The 15402-nt window shown below is 65.9% G+C and carries 15 protein-coding genes; 2 read left to right on the top strand and 13 right to left on the bottom strand.

Features of this window, described 5'->3' with window-relative positions:
* Nucleotides 1-143: 143 nt before the first annotated feature.
* Together zwf and DES47_RS21500 are read left to right on the top strand one after the other, a co-directional pair.
* Nucleotides 144-1589, top strand: a complete 1446-nt coding sequence (gene zwf / locus DES47_RS21505) for a glucose-6-phosphate dehydrogenase (RefSeq protein WP_133702815.1) — start codon at nucleotides 144-146, stop codon at nucleotides 1587-1589.
* An 85-nt stretch (nucleotides 1590-1674) separates the two neighbouring features.
* Entirely contained in the window at nucleotides 1675-2544 is an 870-nt protein-coding gene (locus DES47_RS21500; RefSeq protein WP_133702896.1) for a MurR/RpiR family transcriptional regulator, read from the top strand.
* A 7-nt stretch (nucleotides 2545-2551) separates the two neighbouring features.
* Here the strand turns inward: DES47_RS21500 and DES47_RS21495 are convergent, their stop codons facing one another.
* The 13 genes from DES47_RS21495 to DES47_RS21435 all read right to left on the bottom strand — a co-directional run bounded on the left by DES47_RS21495 (nucleotide 2552) and on the right by DES47_RS21435 (nucleotide 15219).
* On the bottom strand, nucleotides 2552-2836 hold the full coding sequence (locus DES47_RS21495) for an STAS domain-containing protein (protein WP_133702814.1): 285 nt from the start codon (nucleotides 2834-2836) through the stop codon (nucleotides 2552-2554).
* A 10-nt stretch (nucleotides 2837-2846) separates the two neighbouring features.
* Complete coding sequence (locus DES47_RS21490; RefSeq protein WP_133702813.1) at nucleotides 2847-3476, bottom strand: MlaC/ttg2D family ABC transporter substrate-binding protein; 630 nt, start codon at nucleotides 3474-3476, stop codon at nucleotides 2847-2849.
* An 83-nt stretch (nucleotides 3477-3559) separates the two neighbouring features.
* The gene (locus tag DES47_RS21485; protein WP_133702812.1) at nucleotides 3560-4348 is read right to left on the bottom strand and encodes an MlaA family lipoprotein; all 789 of its coding nucleotides are present in this window, start codon (nucleotides 4346-4348) and stop codon (nucleotides 3560-3562) included.
* Nucleotides 4345-4833: an outer membrane lipid asymmetry maintenance protein MlaD gene (gene mlaD, locus DES47_RS21480; protein ID WP_133702811.1), complete on the bottom strand. Its 489-nt coding sequence runs from the start codon at nucleotides 4831-4833 to the stop codon at nucleotides 4345-4347. Before mlaD ends, DES47_RS21485 begins: the two co-directional genes overlap by 4 nt.
* 12 nt (nucleotides 4834-4845) lie before the next feature.
* Nucleotides 4846-5628 carry a lipid asymmetry maintenance ABC transporter permease subunit MlaE gene (gene mlaE / locus DES47_RS21475; protein ID WP_133702810.1) on the bottom strand — a complete coding sequence of 261 codons (783 nt, stop codon included), beginning with the start codon at nucleotides 5626-5628 and terminating at the stop codon, nucleotides 4846-4848.
* Nucleotides 5625-6464 (bottom strand): ABC transporter ATP-binding protein, encoded by an 840-nt coding sequence (locus DES47_RS21470; protein ID WP_133702809.1) that lies wholly within the window; start codon nucleotides 6462-6464, stop codon nucleotides 5625-5627. Before DES47_RS21470 ends, mlaE begins: the two co-directional genes overlap by 4 nt.
* 131 nt (nucleotides 6465-6595) lie before the next feature.
* Complete coding sequence (locus DES47_RS21465; protein ID WP_133702808.1) at nucleotides 6596-7243, bottom strand: energy transducer TonB; 648 nt, start codon at nucleotides 7241-7243, stop codon at nucleotides 6596-6598.
* Nucleotides 7244-7254: 11 nt separating this feature from the next.
* On the bottom strand, nucleotides 7255-11820 hold the full coding sequence (locus DES47_RS21460) for a PilC/PilY family type IV pilus protein (protein ID WP_133702807.1): 4566 nt from the start codon (nucleotides 11818-11820) through the stop codon (nucleotides 7255-7257).
* Between the two features lie 67 nt (nucleotides 11821-11887).
* Nucleotides 11888-12568: a pilus assembly PilX family protein gene (locus DES47_RS21455; protein ID WP_133702806.1), complete on the bottom strand. Its 681-nt coding sequence runs from the start codon at nucleotides 12566-12568 to the stop codon at nucleotides 11888-11890.
* Nucleotides 12565-13722 (bottom strand): PilW family protein, encoded by a 1158-nt coding sequence (locus DES47_RS21450; protein ID WP_133702805.1) that lies wholly within the window; start codon nucleotides 13720-13722, stop codon nucleotides 12565-12567. The genes DES47_RS21455 and DES47_RS21450 overlap by 4 nt, the downstream gene beginning before the upstream one ends.
* On the bottom strand, nucleotides 13719-14126 hold the full coding sequence (locus DES47_RS21445; RefSeq protein WP_133702804.1) for a prepilin-type N-terminal cleavage/methylation domain-containing protein: 408 nt from the start codon (nucleotides 14124-14126) through the stop codon (nucleotides 13719-13721). Before DES47_RS21445 ends, DES47_RS21450 begins: the two co-directional genes overlap by 4 nt.
* A gap of 26 nt (nucleotides 14127-14152) precedes the next feature.
* Nucleotides 14153-14770, bottom strand: a complete 618-nt coding sequence (locus DES47_RS21440; RefSeq protein WP_133702895.1) for a GspH/FimT family pseudopilin — start codon at nucleotides 14768-14770, stop codon at nucleotides 14153-14155.
* A complete protein-coding gene (locus tag DES47_RS21435) occupies nucleotides 14764-15219 on the bottom strand; it encodes a type IV pilin protein (protein ID WP_133702803.1) in 456 nt (151 codons plus the stop codon). The genes DES47_RS21440 and DES47_RS21435 overlap by 7 nt, the downstream gene beginning before the upstream one ends.
* Between the last annotated feature and the right edge of the window lie 183 nt (nucleotides 15220-15402).

Genomic DNA, 15402 nt, shown 5'->3' with positions numbered 1-15402 from the left:
CCTGATCGAGAAAACCCTGAAGTCCCCGGGCAAAACGCAAAAGCCTGGGGTTTGGATTGACGCGGCGATGAAACTTGGCCATCATTAACGTGTAACTAGGTTACATCAACGGCGATTTTCACACACAACAGCGCTCGCAATCCATGTCTTTCGACCTTGTCTTCTTCGGCGGTACTGGCGACCTCACCTGGCGCAAACTGATGCCTGCCCTGTTCCAGGCCTTTCGTCACGGCAAGCTGCCCGAGGGTGGCCGCATCCTCTCCGTCGCCCGCGATGACATGCCCGACGAGCGCTACCGCGAGTGGCTGAAGGAGCGCTTCCGCGAGGTCGAGGGCCCGAAGCGGCCGACCGATGAAGAGTTCGAGCGCTTTGCCGCGCTGCTGCACTACCGGCGCATGGACCTGTCCCAGCCGGAGCACTACCAGCGCCTGAAGGACTGGCTGGCCGAGCGCAATGCCGACACCGTTGTGCTGTACCTGGCCACCAGCCCGCATCTGTTCACGCAGATCTGCGCGCAGCTGGGCGCGGCCGGCCTGAACGGTCCCAAGATCCGCGTCGTGCTGGAAAAGCCGCTGGGCCATGACCTGGCCAGCGCCCAGGAGATCAACAAGGCGGTGCGCTCGGTGTTTGCTGAGACCCAGGCCTTCCGCATCGACCATTACCTGGGCAAGCCCTCGGTGCAGAACCTGATGGCGCTGCGCTTCGGCAATGCGCTGTTCGAGCCGCTGTGGCGCCGTGAGAGCATTGCCAATATCCAGATCACCCTGGCCGAGGGCCTGGGCGTGGGCACGCGCGGCGACTTCTACGACCGCACCGGCGCGCTGCGCGACATGATCCAGAACCATGCGCTGCAGCTGCTGACGATGGTGGCGATGGAGCCGCCCTCGACCAATGACGCCGACGCGATACGCGACGAGAAGCTCAAGGTGCTGCGTTCGCTGAAGCCCTTCACCGCCGAGAGCGTGGGCCGCGATGTGGTGCGCGGCCAGTACCGCGCCGGCACGGTGGATGGCAAGGCCGTGCCCGGCTACTTGGAGGAGGTCAAGGTGCCGTCCGACAGTGCCTGCGAGACCTTTGTCGCGCTGCGCACCGAGGTGCAGAACTGGCGCTGGGCCGGCGTGCCCTTCTATCTGCGCACCGGCAAGCGCCTGGCCGCGCGCGACGCGCAGATCGTCGTCAACTTCCGCCCCGTGCCGCACCCGATCTTTCCCGGTGGCAATGTCGCCAACAAGCTGGTCATCAAGCTGCAGCCCGAGGACGGCCTGGAGCTGCACCTGCTGGCCGCCAAGGGCAGCTCGCATGGCGAGTCGCTGGCACCGGTGTCGCTGGACCTGGATTTCGACAAGGCCTTTGCCGCCAACCGCGTCGGCGCCTACGAGCGACTGCTGCTGGATGCAATTGCCGGCCGGCTGAACCTGTTCGTGCGCAGCGACGAGCAGGAGCAGGCCTGGCGCTGGGTCGAACCGATACTCGACGCCTGGGAGCAGGACACCACCGGTCCCCGCCCCTACACCGCCGGCAGCTGGGGACCACCGGCCGCCAGCGCGCTGGTCGCGCGTGATGGTTTTGCCTGGGCTGAAGAACAATGAGCCCGGCGCCGGGCCGCCCCAAGGCGGGCGAAGTCCCCTCGGGGGACCGCTTGACGTACCCGTTGAGCGAGAGGCAAACATGAGCATTGTGGACCGCGTGCGGGCGGCGTTGCCGGCGCTGCCACCGGCCGAGCAGCGCGTCGCCCATCTGCTGATCGCCGATGCGCGCGCCTTTGCCACCCTGCCGGTCACCGAGCTCGCCGAGCGGGCCCATGTCAGCAAGCCGACCGTGGTGCGCTTCTGCCGCAGCGTTGGCTATGACGGCCTGGCCGACTTCAAGCTGAAGCTGGCCGGCAGCGTCAACGAGGGGGTGCCCTTCGTCCACCGCGCGGTGGACGAGGACGACAAGCCCAATGTGCTGATCATCAAGGTCATAGACAACGCGGTGGCCGCCCTGCTGCACTACCGCAATGACGCGGCCAGCCCCTTGTTCGAGCGCGCCATCAATGCGCTGGCCGAGGCCGGGCGCGGCAAGCACCGGATTGAGTTCTACGGCGTCGGCAATTCGGGCATCGTGGCCCAGGACGCGCAGCACAAGTTCTTTCGGCTGGGCGTGAACACCATCGCCTGCAGCGACGGCCATGTGCAGCTGATGAGCGCGACCATGCTCAAGCCCGGCGACTGCGCGGTCGTGATCAGCAATTCAGGCCGCAGCCGCGACCTGATAGACGCGGCCGAGATCGCGCGCAAGAAGGGGGCGACGGTGATCATCATCACCGCCAGTGGCTCGCCCTTGGCCCAGATCGGTCAGACCCAGGGCCATGTCTTGCTGGCCGTCGACCATCCGGAAGACTACGACCGCTACAGCCCGATGGTGTCGCGGCTCCTGCACCTGATCGTGATCGACATCCTGAGCACCGGGGTGGCACTGCAGCTGGGCCAGGAACTGCGGCCCATACTGCAGGAGATCAAGCGCAATCTGCGCAGCAAGCGCTACGCGCCATCGGCCGACTGAACGTCGATCAGGCCGCGGCAGCTTCGGGCCACAGCAATTCGCTGAGACCATAGACGCGGGCCAGCTCGGCCAGCTTGGGCGGCGCGCCAACCAGGGTCAGCCGGCGGCCCGAGGCCTGGGCCCGGCGCTGACATTCCAAGAGCACGGCCAGCACGGCCGAGTCGAAGTCCAGCAAGGCGGAGGCATCCAGCTCAAGTGGTGCCTGCGCCGGCGCGGCTTCAAGCGCCTGGCTGAGCCCCGCCAGCACCTGCGGGGCGTCGCTCAGCCCGACCTTCTGCGGCAGGGTCAGCATGATGGCCAGCTTACTTGGCTGCCGGGGCGGCGGCCTTCTGGTTCTTGTCGGCCAGCATCTTGATCAGGCCGTCGATGCCATTGGCGCCGATCTCCTGGGCAAAGCTGTTCTTGTACTGATCGGCCAACCAGATGCCCAGCACATTGACGTCATAGATCTTCCAGCCGCCGGCAGACTTCTCCAGCCGGTAGTCGAGCTGGATCGGGTCGCCCTTGCCGCGGACCTCGGTGCGCACCACGACCTCGATGTCCTCGGCGCTGGCACGCAGCGGCTTCAGGCTGATGGTCTGGTCCTTGACCTGGGTCAGCGCGCCGGCATAGGTGCGCACCAGCAGGGTCTTGAACTCGTCCTGCAGACGCTTTTGCTGCTCGGGCGAGGCCTGGCGCCAGAACCGGCCGGTGGCCGTCGCGGTCATGCGCTGAAAATTGATGTGGGGCATGACCTTGGCGTCCACCAGGGCGATGATCTTCTGCACATCGCCACCCTGGATGGCCTTGTCGCTCTTGACGGAGTCGATGACATCGGTGGACACCTGACGAATCAGCGCATCGGGGGCGGTGATGTCGGCCGCCTGGGCCGTCAGGCTCACGCCCAGGGCCAACGCGGCCAGACCGCGGACAAGAACAGATTTGAACAACATGGGAATCCTCATTTCAAGCGCGCCACCCGAGGGGGCAGCGGCGGTTCGACACATGGCCTCAACGCGCGGTGGGGCCGGAAAGTTCACGGCCCGACCTGCGGCGGCGACACCCGCTCGGCCGGCGGCGCGGGTTTCAGATCCTCGTCCTCATCCTCTTCGCCGATGCTGCCACGTTTGGTCAGGTAGGCGTCGCGGATGAAGGTGTACTTGTCGAGGGCGATTTCTTCCAGCATCTGCGAGGCCCGCAGGTAGTTCGCGCGCGAGTTGACGGCCTGCAGCGCGAATATGCTGAACTGGGTCTTGCCATCGTTGAATACCATGGGCGGCGTGGCCAGGCGGTCCAGCGGCATGGCAATCGTGTCGCGCACCGAGCCGGGGCCGAAGATCGGCCAGACGATATAGGCACCGGTCTTGAATCCCCAGCGCCCCAGCGTCTTGCCAAAGTCCTCGTAGTGATGCTCGAGGCCTGCCTCACCGGCGATATCCAGCACGCCGCCAAAGCCCAGCATGGTGTTGAAGGCAAAGCGCGCCGTGTCCTGGATGCCCGCACGCCAGCGGCCCTGCAGGAACAGGTTCACCGCCGACCAGCCATCGGCCACATTGTTGAAGAAGTTGTCGGCGCCCTGGCGCAGAGGGCCGGGCACGACATCGCGATAGGCGGTGGCCACGGGCTTCAGCACCGCCTTGTCGACTTCCTCGTTGAAGGCGAAGACCTTGCGGTTCCAGCGCTCCCAGGGGTCCAGCTTCTGGCCCGGGCCCATGCGGGCCTGCGACACGAAGTTGGCGCAGCCGGACAGGGTGAGCACGGCCAGCAAAAGGGTCAGCAGGCCCAGGCGCCGCAGGCGTGGGCCGGCGAGTACGAGGTCCCTCACTTCTTCTCTCCCTGGACGGCCGCCGATCCCGCGTCGGCCGCCTTGCTGTTGATGAACTGCCCGATCAGCGACTCCAGCACCACCGCCGACTGGGTCTGCGTGATGACGGCTCCGGCGACCAGGTTCTTGTCGTCGGCGCCCGGCTCCAGGCCGATGTACTGCTCGCCCAGCAGGCCCGAGGTCAGGATCTTGGCCGAGCTGTCCTTGGGGAAGACGAAGCGCTTCTGCAGCTGCAGCACGACTCGTGCCTGATAGCTCTTGTCATCGAAGCTGATGGCCTCGACGCGGCCGACCACCACACCGGCGCTCTTCACCGCCGCATGGGCCTTGAGGCCACCGATATTGTCGAACTTGGCGGTGACGGCATAGGTCTCCTCGAAGTTCAGGCTCAGGAGATTGCCGGCCTTCAATGCCAGAAACAGCAGCGCTGCGCCACCGATCAGGACAAACAGGCCGACCCAGGCGTCATGGCGGGAGGATTGCATAAGCACCGTTCCTTAAATCGAAAACATCATCGCGGTCAGCACGAAGTCCAGCGCCAACACCGCCAGCGAGGCCACCACCACGGTGCGGGTGGTGGCCTGGGCCACGCCCTCCGGCGTGGGCTGGCAGGTATAGCCCTGCAGCAGGGCGACAAAGGTCACCGTCAGGCCGAACACCACGCTCTTGATCACGCCGTTGCCGACATCGGCAAACACATCGACACCGCCCTGCATCTGCGACCAGAAGGCGCCGGCATCGATGCCGATCAGCGGCACGGCCACCATCCAGCCACCGATCACGCCAACGGCCGAGAACACGGCGGCCAGCAGCGGCATGGCGATCATGCCGCCCCAGAAGCGTGGCGCCAGCACACGGGTAACCGGGTCAACGGCCATCATCTCCATCGCGGTCAGTTGCTCGCCGGCCTTCATCAGGCCGATCTCGGCCGTCAGCGAGGTGCCGGCGCGGCCGGCAAACAACAGGGCAGCGACCACCGGCCCCAGCTCGCGCACCAGACTCAGCGCCACCAGCAGGCCCACCGCCTCGGACGAACCGTAGCGCTGCAAGGTGTAATAGCCCTGCAGGGCCAGCACGAAACCGACGAACAGGCCAGACACAGAGATGATGGACAGCGATTTGTTGCCGAGGAAGAAGACCTGGTCGATGACCAGCCGCGGCCGCGCCAGGCAGCGCGGCGTGCGCGCCAGCAGCTCCAGCAGGAAGCGGGCGGCCCAGCCCAGATCGACCAGCAGCTGGCGCACCGCACGGCCCAGCTGGACGGGATGAAACAGCATCATGCGCGGGTCCCCAGTCGGAAATCATCGGCCACCGAGCGGGCCGGATGGTGGAACTGCACCGGCCCATCGGGCTGGGCCATCACGAACTGCTGCACCAGCGGGTCGCTGCTGTGACGCAGATCGTCCGGTGTGCCCTGGGCGACGATACGACCATTGGCAATCATCGCCACCTGATCGGCAATCAGGAAGGTCTCGTGCAGATCGTGGGACACGACCACGCTGGTCAGGCCCAGCGCATCGTTCAGGTCACGTATCAGCCGCGCGGCAATGCCCATCGAGATCGGGTCCAGGCCGGCGAACGGCTCGTCATACAAGACCAGGTCCGGATCCAGCGCGATCGCCCGTGCCAGCGCCACGCGGCGCGCCATGCCGCCGGAGATCTCGCTGGGCATCAGATCGCGGGCACCGCGCAGGCCCACCGCGTTGAGCTTCATCAGCACCAGGTCGCGAATCATCGATTCGGGCAGCCTGGTGTGCTCGCGCAGGGGAAAGGCGACGTTGTCGAACACCGACAGATCGGTGAACAGCGCACCAAACTGGAACAGCATGCCCATGCGCCGACGCGCGGCATAAAGGCCTTGCGCGTCCAGCGGCGCCAGATCCTGGCCGTCCAGCAAGACCTGGCCCGACAGCGGCTTGAGCTGGCGGCCGATCAGGCGCAGCACCGTGGTCTTGCCGCCGCCCGAGGTACCGATCAGGGCCAACACCTTGCCCCGCGGAATGCTCAGATTGACGTTCTGCAAGATCACCCGGTCGCCGTAGCCGCAGCTCACCTCACGCAGTTCGACGAGGGGCTGGGCAGATAGGCTGGCTTGCAGATTCAGGTTTGGAGGCATGGGCCGGTGGGTGGCGCGGCGCCCGGCGCTTGGGGCCCGGGCACATCGGAAGAGGTGCGACAGGCCAGCATCATAGGGGAAACACCGATGATGCGTCGCCGGCCCCGCCAAAACCCCGGCCTGCGGCCCGGCTAGAGGCGAAGGCCGCGACTTCCCGCCGGACGTTCGGCGTCGAAGCGCACCTCCACCCTTATCAGCGACTTGACCGCCTGGCCCTGCAGTTCGCCGGGCACGAAGCTGGCGCCGAGAAAGGACTCGCGTGCCACCGCCTCCAGGGCGGGCGGCAGGCCGTTACCCTCAACCCTGACTCTTTGCACCACGCCCAGCTCGTCAATGAACAGGGCAAGAACCGCGCGAAAATGACCACCCTGCGTCTCGGCCCCCTCCGGCCAGAGCAGGGCCACCTGCGAGCGCAGCAGCGGCGGCACGCTGAGCCGGGAGCGCGGCAGGTAGATGTCGTCCGCACCGGCTTCAGTGGTGGCTGGGGCCGCCAGTTGCAAGGCAGGCAGCGGGGCCTGGTCCAACTGAAGCTCGGGCGGCACGGACTCGACGGCAACCGGGGCAGCGCCATCGGCAATCGCCTGGAGCGGGCCCACCTCTGCCTCCATCGACTTGAGCGCGACCGGGGCCGCGGCGCCGACCTGCACCAGCACCGCACGTGGCACAGCGCCTCCCGGCGCCGCAGCAGCGGTGCCCAGCCATGGTGTGCCCAGCACCGCCGCGTGAAGCCCCACCGAGGCGAGCACAAAGGCCAGCAGCGGAGCGGTACGCGGCGCCATAGATGAGCTCCTCAGTCCACCAGCTCACGCCAGGAGCTGCGGCGCGTAGCTCCTGTGCCGAGCAGGGCCGGTTCGATCGACTTGCTGCCCGGCTGGCTGGCATCGGTCTTGGTGATGATGGTCAGGCCGGTACCGTTGCTCAGCTGCACCGTGCTCAGACCGGCCACCATGGTGCTCAGGAACTCCGCATCACCCTTGCCGGTGGCCACATTCAGCTGGTAGATCCACGAGGTGCCGGAGCTGGCCTCGGTACAGTCAGACGCCGTGGTGCCCGGCACATTGCCGGCCACCGTGAGGATGTTGAAGGCCAGTTGCATGTCCACATTGACGCGCTCCCCGGCCGTCGCCAAGTCCACGTACCAGCCATTCTTGCTGCTCCAGTCCACAGGGCTGCCCTCGATGACCTTGCGCACCGACGTCGTGGTGACGGCCTGCTGCACCAGGGTACCGCCGGCGCGCACATCGCCAAGGCCGGTGGCAGCCAGACTGTCCTTGATCGCGTAGATGCTCTGCACCCCGGTCGTGGAGACGTCGGTTTTGCCCAGGTAGCGGCCGGTACCGATATAGACCACCGGGAAGCGCGTGCCTTGGAACTCGACCTCGGCCAGCTGGGGCGCCACCGTGATCGACTGGGGCACACCCTCCACCTGCAGCTGCGCCAGCTTCAGCGCTGCGCTCTTCGGCTCGGTCACGTCGTCGATGTCGAAGCGCCAGACATTGCCCAGCAGGTCACCGGCGTAGTAGCGCTGGGTCAGGTTCTCGGTATCAAACTCGACCCAGCCGTTCAGTCGGCCCAGGCCGCTGGGCGTGTCGGCGGCACCAGCACCGGTGCTGATCTTCTTCAGCAGGGCGCCGGTGTTGGCATTCAGCACGAACAGGTGGCCGCCGCCATCACCGGGCGACACATTGTTGTAGCCCGAGGTGAAGGCCACCACCCAGGTGCCGTCCTTGCGCTTGGTGATGATCGGGTTGCCGTAGCTGAGACCCAGGTCGTCGTTGGTGTACTCCCACAGCGCCACCGGGTTCAGCGGATCGGTGATGTCCAGTGCATAGTAGCCGCGGCCACCGGCGTTCAGCCCGCCGACCAGAATGGTCTTCCAGGCGCCGTCGACGTAGATGTCGCCCGCCGTCGGCGTGGCATCGACAAAGTACTGGTGCTTGGACTCGTAGTACTGGTCGCCCAGCTTGTACATATTGGCCATCACCATGCTGGGGATGTAGGCCCAGCGTTCCTTGCCGTTGGTCGCGTTGATGGCATGCAGCATGCCGTCATTGGCGCCCACATAGAGGGTGGGCGGACGGGTCTTCTGCTTTTCTGCGCCCTTGAAGCTGGCGTAGCCGTTCTCGGTGTAGGCGAAACCGGGTGCGCCCACATAAACCGGCGAGGAGTTGACGATGTCGCCCAGCACCTGGTTGCGGCTCCGGTACTCGGTGTGCGGCTGGCCACGCAGGAAATCCACCATATTCGAGCCCGAGTCCACCACCGCCTTGGCCGCATCGCTCAGGCCGGAGCACTGGGACAGCTGTGCCGTTGCGGACTTGGAGCAGACGTTGTCGAACAGGCCATTGAGCCCGTCGGTCGTCAGGTTGGCATAGGTGAACTCGCGCAGGGTGCCGGTGTTGCCCGAACCCTTCTTGAAGTAGTGGATGGTGCCGCGCGTCGACGGAGTGATCTGCTCGGCCGCCGACCACTTGTGCAGGTCCACTCGGTTGCCCTGGGCGTCGATGGTCGAGGTCGGGATCGCACCTGTCTTGGTATTGATCTCGTAGGCCCGCAGATCACCGGTCCATTCCGACGAGCGGAACTGCGCGATGTACACGCCGTTGTCACCCTCCACCGGCTGCAGGGTGCTGGTCGCCGCTGCCGACGAGGCACCGGTGGCCGCCGAGATGGTGTTCAGCGCCGCCTTCAGGCTGGCGATCAGCGAGGCCGGATCGACGGCACTGAAGTAGCGCCCGCGGCCGTTGACCGCCGCATGCCAGAGGTCGTCGATATTTACGGCCCCTGCATCGTCACCCGGTGCGGGCCAGTTCTTGCTGCCCTGGGTGATGGCCAGGAAGTCGGTCTTCGGGTCGGTGTCGTAGTTGACATCGAACTGCAAGGTGCCATTCATGCCCAGGCTCAGCGTGAACGTGCTCATATGCTGCCAGCGCGCATTGTCCTTGCCCAGCGCGGTGACATTGTTCTCGCACACCGAGGTGCCCAGCGCGCCGATGCAATTGTCCAGCGCATCGGTGCGCAGATCGGACTGGTAGTAGTACATCGCCACGTCGGCCAGGGTGTCGCTGTTGGCACCCGAGGTGCTGCTCGTGGTGCTGCTGGTCTTGCTGCCATCGCTGGAGACCGGCGTCGTGCTGGTGACGACGGGCGCGCCATCGGTCGGCGTCGGGCCGGTGGTGACCGGCGTGGTGGGGCCGGTGGTGCTGGCGGTGGTGGCTGCCGGGGAGTTTGCCGTGGGCGTCGTAGGGGGGCTGGCACTCGACGAGCAGGTCGTCTGCGTGGTCGAGCTGCCGTTCACCCAGGGCGTGTACTCGGTTGAATTGGTACTCGTCGCAGCGGAGGTCACGACCGGCGTGCCGCTGGCAGCCGTAGTCGTCGGGCCGCTGATGCGCGTGACCGTGGGGGCGCTGGTCGTTCCAGCGACAGTGGTGTCGGAGCTCTGCGTGCCATTGACCACGATGACGGTGCGCGTCATCGGCGTGGTCGTCACCATGCGATCAACCACCGTGGATATCGACACCGGCGTGGTCGTGGTCACCGTCGTGGTGGTGGCCACCACGGCCACTTCGTCCCGCGTCTGCACGGTCTCGACCTGCTTGCCCCAGCCCGGCGCGCAGCCACTGGCCGACAGGCCGGATTTGCCGTCGCTGCTGGGGTTGTTGGGTCGGCTGGACAGGCCGGTCAAGGTGTAGGTGTAGCTGGTATCGTTGAGCCTCGTGATCGTGAACGCGCCGTTGTAGGCAGCCAGGTTGACGCCGCTGATGGTCACGACATTACCGGTGCTGAAGCCGTGCTTGGAACTGGTGGTGACCGTGATAGTGCAGTTGCCGCCAGAGAAGGAGCCGCTGGTGCAGCGCTGCACATCGGAGTTGTTGACGGTGCTGTAGCTGCTGGTGGTCAACGAATAACTGATGCGCTTGGTACCCTTGGGCGTGCGCTCTGTGACGGTGGTGGCCGAGGTGCTGACCGTGTTCTTAGGAGTGGCAGTCGTGCGTTCCCAGGTGTCGGTCTTGGTCCAGGTCTCCTTCGTGGTGGTGGTCACCGTGCCGCCGTCGAACATGGGCCGCAGGGTTGCGCCGCCGTCCTGCTGGCCGACGGAGTCGGTGCCGTTCAGCGCCAGCGGGCCATAGGTCGCAGACTCCAGACCGGTGTTCCAGTAGCCGTCCGTTGACAGGATGGTGAAGTTCTTCTGGCATGAATACTGCACAGGATCGTAGCTCTGGCCGGCGATCTTCTTTGCGTAGTAGCGGCCGACCTTGGACAGCGAACCGCGCAGCGGCGTGCTGCCGCCGGGATTGGTGGCCATCAGCTTGGTGTAGAAGCTTTCCTTCTGCTTGGGAACGAAGTCGCGAATATCCAGGTGCTTGCTGCCCTCGGTCACGCCCTTCTCGCCAATGGTGGTGAAGCCGATGCGGAACTTGTCGTCCATGTCCTTGAACGCGCGGCTGACGCTGGTCTTCATCAGCAGCATGCGGGTGCGGTAATAGGCGTTCCAGTTCGCATAGCGTTGCGCCTCGGTCGAGTCCGGCGTGACGATATGGGCGGTGAAAACCGCATTGCCGGGCGCCACGCCGAGGTCGCTGTTGCACTCCTTGTAGAAGGTCGAGGCGGTGACCAGCTTGTTGCCCGGATACTGGAAGTCGAGTGCCTTCTGGCTGCCGCTGTACGAGTAGTAGACCTGGTTGGCCGGCGCCCCCTCGGATACGACCGGATTGGCCAGGCTGCCCGAGCCGATGGCCATCGCCACGTTGAGGCCCAGATTGCCGGTGCCGTAGTCCCAGCTGGTGACCTTGGCCACCATATAGTTCGTCGGCGCGGTGGACGAATACACCGTCACCACCTGGCCGACGAAGAACCAGTTCGCCGCACGGCTGGTCGAGGTGACCTTGACCGTCAACGCACCGCTGCTGACGATGGATACCGCCCCCACCGTGGTCGGATAGTCGGTCTGGCCGACCGGATCGCCCGCGCTCAGGAAAGCCAAGCTGCCAGCAGCCTGATCGGTACCATCGGCATTCTTGGGCGGATCATAGGGCGCGGCGGCAGCCACCGGGTTGAAGGCCAGTCCATTGCACTGCGAGGTCCGCTTGCCATACTCGGCCGCGCTGTTGCCGTCGGGGCGCAACTGGAAGTTGTTGGCATCATCCGGCATGTAGTCCCAGGCCATGCTGCCCGAGTCGTCGAGCACAAACATGATGTTGGGCTTGACCTTGGTCGTGGCCGTGGTGAACAGCGGCGCCGAGGCGATGTCGGTGGTGCCGGCCAGCGACGCGGTACTCAGCGCCAGCGCCAGGGTGCTGCCCAGCAACGCACGGGCGGTCAGCAAGAGCGCGGAGTGTGTCTCAGAAGGCTTCATGGAATTCTCGCAATCGGGACGTTTGGCACAAACTTCTCGGATCTGCCGGCAGGGTCCGGCAGAGGCCTCAAAAGTGCACCAGGGTTTCGGCGTAAGCCACGGTGCCACGCACACCCACGGTGCGCGTCACGATGCGGTAATAGGTACCGGCTGTCTTGTCGGAAAAGTGCTTGGATGCGCTGTAGCTGATGCTGCCGCGCTGCGACGAGGTCTTCGTCGATGCGGTGACCGGCTGGGCGCAGTCCTTCAGCGGCGGGTCCGAACCCGGCACGATCTCGCACAGGCGCGTGATCACATAGCGCGAGACATTGCCACCGCCGACCTTGATCGCCGCCGCCGCCTTCAGGCACACGGTGGGCCTGTCGTTCCTGCCCGGCACCGCGCAGTCATTGCTGTCCCAGTCGACCAGCACCAGGGAGGCCGCGGCGGTGGCCACGGTGCGACCGGTCGGGTCGAGCGCCGCACGGGAGGTGTGGTAATAGCCCAGGGCCTGGTTCTCGGCGTCCAGCGTCGGGCCGACATTGGCCTGCAGCCAGGTGATGGCACTCTCGGTGGCCACCGAGCCGGCCGCCAGTGCGTCCTGCTTGAAACCGAGATTGCCCAGCACCAGGGCACCGGTATCGACGGTACGCACCAGGGCCACAGCGCCCAGCGTGAGCACCACCACGGCGATCAGCGAAAACAGCATCGAGACGCCGCGCTGCAGCCGCGCTGCACCGTTCGAGGCCAGTCGTTGGATGCGCTTCATGTTCCGCTCTCCGAGGCCGGGGGGGGAGGTGGTGTGGCGGTCTTGAAGTCACTGCGCCAGACCTGGTTGCGCAGGGGCACCAGCACATCGAAGACCTTGTAGCGGTAGTGCTTCCAATCGGTGGCGCCATCGACCTTCAGGCTGAGGCACTTGCTGCTGCCGCAGGCGGCGGTGCCCGCCACCACGGCAAAGTTGCCGACGTCCCACAGCGGTTGGGCCTGCGTGACCTCGTCCTTCTCGAACTGGGCGCTGCGGGCCACGATGGCCACGCGCACGGCCCGCACCTGCAGCCACTCGGCATTGTTGGCCGGCGTGGTGGTGTCGAAGCTGTCGACCACATCATCACCATCGGTGTCTTTACCGTACAGCGCCTGCAGGTTGATGATGTTGGACTGCAGATCCTGGGTCACGTTGGCGCGGGTGTTCAGATCAAACTGGGTCTGGCGCAGCTTGTTGTCGGCCGTCACACTGAACGTGAGGTCGCTCAAGGTGCCGAGGTTGATCAGGAAGGCCCCGTCGGCCGAGGCCGCATCGGGAAACTGGTTGCTGTTCCAGGTCGCCGAGTCGGTGCGGGTGACCTGACCGGTGTCGGTGGCCGATGCCTGGAAGATCTGGCAGGGCTGGTCCGGCCCGTAGACCAGGGCCAGCAGGTCGCCGGTGGCTATGCCCACGGCCGACTTCACCACCATCCGGGTGCGTTGATCGCCGGGACCGGCGGGGTTGTAGAAGGGGGCGCTCAGACTGACAGGCAGCGAAAAGCCCGGTGTCGCCGCCGCGAGAATGCGCAGTGTGTCGGGTGCGCCACTGGCACCCTGGGTGATCAGCACCGGGGCCAGCGTCGGGGGCAGACCCACGACATCAACACCGGCGTACTGGGCGGACAGCACGCAACCCGACACCTGACCGTCGGTGGCCAGGCCGTAACCGGCCATCTTCAGCTGGCGCTGCACGGCATAGATTGCCAGTCCGCCGTTGATCTGGGCATCGGAGCCGGAACTGGCGCTGCGCTTGTTGCCCTCGGAATAGACCAGCACGCTGGCGATCACCAGCGTGGACAGCAGACCGATGGTGACACCCACCATCAACTCGACCAGGGTGAATCCGCCTTGGCGGGCGGCGCCGGGATGGCGGCGAGCTTGGGCAAGAGGTTTCATTGCTGCCAGACCATCGAAGAGTTATAGCGGTTGCGGTCCTGGTCGCCCTGGATCCAGGTCAGGGTGACGTTGACGGTGCCTGTGCCCGCGTCGCCGACCAGCACGATCTCGGCCGAGGGCAGCGTCGCCTCGACCTTGCGTTTCCAGTCGGCGCAGCGCACATAGCCGGCGCAGCTGGCATCGCTGTACAGAGGCAGCCGGGTGATGTGGTCGGTCTGCACCAGGGCAAACAGATCATTGGTCAGATAGGCCGCGTCGGCCCGGATCTTGGCCGTGGTCTGGGCGCGGGTCATCGAGGCCTGCAGTCCGACCAGACCGAGCACACCGAAGGCGAAGATCAGCATGCCCACCAGGGCTTCGACCAGGGCGACGCCGTGCTGCCGCTGCCTGCCTGTCATGTTCATGCGGGGAGCTCCCATAGTGTCCAGCCTCATAGCACCGGGCAGGCCCGGGGGTCGTCGGCGGCCACATCGCGGTCGCACATGCGCACGGCGCCGCCGGTCTCGACGACGACGCGCAGGCGCCTGCCATCGCCATTGCTGGCCACCACATCGACAACCTGTATCGCGCCGGCCTCGACGATCACCTGGCCCAGCCCATTGAAGCGCACCCGGGTCGCGGCCGCGTCGGTGGCGCTGAGTGCGGTAACCGTCAGGCGGTCGGCACCGGACACCGCGCCGGAGCTCTGCACCAGGCGAGGTCCGGCGGTCATTGAGGGTTCGGCGGCGCAGGCGCCGGCCGGTGTGGTCACGCTGACCACCCAGGTCGCTGCATTCGAAGCCAGATCGCAACCATTGCCAGGCACCTTGGAACTGGCGTCGGCCACCAGCCAGAAGCCGACGTTGCCATTCGTCTTCAGCGCCTCCATGCGCGCCCGCTCGATGCCGGAGCGAATGCCCTCGGCCGCATTGCGCACCTTCAGGCCCTGGATCCAGCTGACCGCCTCGGGCATGGCCATGGCCAGCATGAACACCAGCACGGCCATCGCCACCACGGTCTCGATCAAGGAGAACCCGAGCTGGCGGCGCGGTGTGCGACCGATCAGCATTCGTCCCCCTTGATCAGCCAGCACAGCTTGGTGCTCGCATCGCCCTTGAACTTGGTGGTGGCCAGCACACCGTTGTGGTTGACGGTGTATTCATGACCGATGGCCGCGCCGGCGGCACCAGTGGCCGTGACGGTGAAGCCCTGGCCGGCGTTGCTCAGCACGCAGGCGTAGCTGAAGTACTTGCTGCCGGTGCGCACGAAGTTGCCCCAGGAGGTGCCGGAGCCGCAGGTATCGGTGCCGTAGTTGCGGTTGTCTTGGAAGTACTGCTCCATCTTGACGCGGTAGTCGGACAGTGCACTGGTCGCCTCGGGGATCTGGCCGCGGCGCACATAGTCGTTGTAGGCCGGCAGGGCCACGGCCGCCAGGATGCCGATGATGGCCACGACTATCATCAACTCCACCAGGGTGAAGCCACGCTGCGGGGCGACGGGGGAAGCGACGATGTTCATGTGCGGAGGACCTTGTTCTTGTTGACCGGTGGACGTTTTGCGCGGCACCAGCCGCACGGCACGCCCTTCTTGTTTGGGCTTGACGTCATTTTCGGCAGCAAGTGGCCGGGCTGATGTGCGAAATTGCGCAGTATTCGACGCTCTATCGACAAGCGGCACGGTGGCTGCGATCAGCGGGCAGGG

Source organism: Roseateles toxinivorans, from assembly GCF_004362525.1.
GTDB classification, from domain to species: domain Bacteria; phylum Pseudomonadota; class Gammaproteobacteria; order Burkholderiales; family Burkholderiaceae_C; genus Paucibacter; species Paucibacter toxinivorans.
Note: the sequence above shows the minus strand (reverse complement) of the source record. Positions and strands in the feature narration are given on the sequence as shown.

Bases quoted from the DNA above. Each gene is read 5' to 3' on its own strand.
- zwf (WP_133702815.1), top strand. From the start codon at position 144: ATGTCTTTCGACCTTGTCTTCTTCGGCGGTACTGGCGACCTCACCTGG.
- DES47_RS21495 (WP_133702814.1), bottom strand. From the start codon at position 2,836: ATGCTGACCCTGCCGCAGAAGGTCGGGCTGAGCGACGCCCCGCAGGTG.
- DES47_RS21490 (WP_133702813.1), bottom strand. From the start codon at position 3,476: ATGTTGTTCAAATCTGTTCTTGTCCGCGGTCTGGCCGCGTTGGCCCTG.
- mlaD (WP_133702811.1), bottom strand. From the start codon at position 4,833: ATGCAATCCTCCCGCCATGACGCCTGGGTCGGCCTGTTTGTCCTGATC.
- mlaE (WP_133702810.1), bottom strand. From the start codon at position 5,628: ATGATGCTGTTTCATCCCGTCCAGCTGGGCCGTGCGGTGCGCCAGCTG.
- DES47_RS21470 (WP_133702809.1), bottom strand. From the start codon at position 6,464: ATGCCTCCAAACCTGAATCTGCAAGCCAGCCTATCTGCCCAGCCCCTC.
- DES47_RS21465 (WP_133702808.1), bottom strand. From the start codon at position 7,243: ATGGCGCCGCGTACCGCTCCGCTGCTGGCCTTTGTGCTCGCCTCGGTG.
- DES47_RS21460 (WP_133702807.1), bottom strand. From the start codon at position 11,820: ATGAAGCCTTCTGAGACACACTCCGCGCTCTTGCTGACCGCCCGTGCG.
- DES47_RS21455 (WP_133702806.1), bottom strand. From the start codon at position 12,568: ATGAAGCGCATCCAACGACTGGCCTCGAACGGTGCAGCGCGGCTGCAG.
- DES47_RS21450 (WP_133702805.1), bottom strand. From the start codon at position 13,722: ATGAAACCTCTTGCCCAAGCTCGCCGCCATCCCGGCGCCGCCCGCCAA.
- DES47_RS21445 (WP_133702804.1), bottom strand. From the start codon at position 14,126: ATGAACATGACAGGCAGGCAGCGGCAGCACGGCGTCGCCCTGGTCGAA.
- DES47_RS21440 (WP_133702895.1), bottom strand. From the start codon at position 14,770: ATGCTGATCGGTCGCACACCGCGCCGCCAGCTCGGGTTCTCCTTGATC.
- DES47_RS21435 (WP_133702803.1), bottom strand. From the start codon at position 15,219: ATGAACATCGTCGCTTCCCCCGTCGCCCCGCAGCGTGGCTTCACCCTG.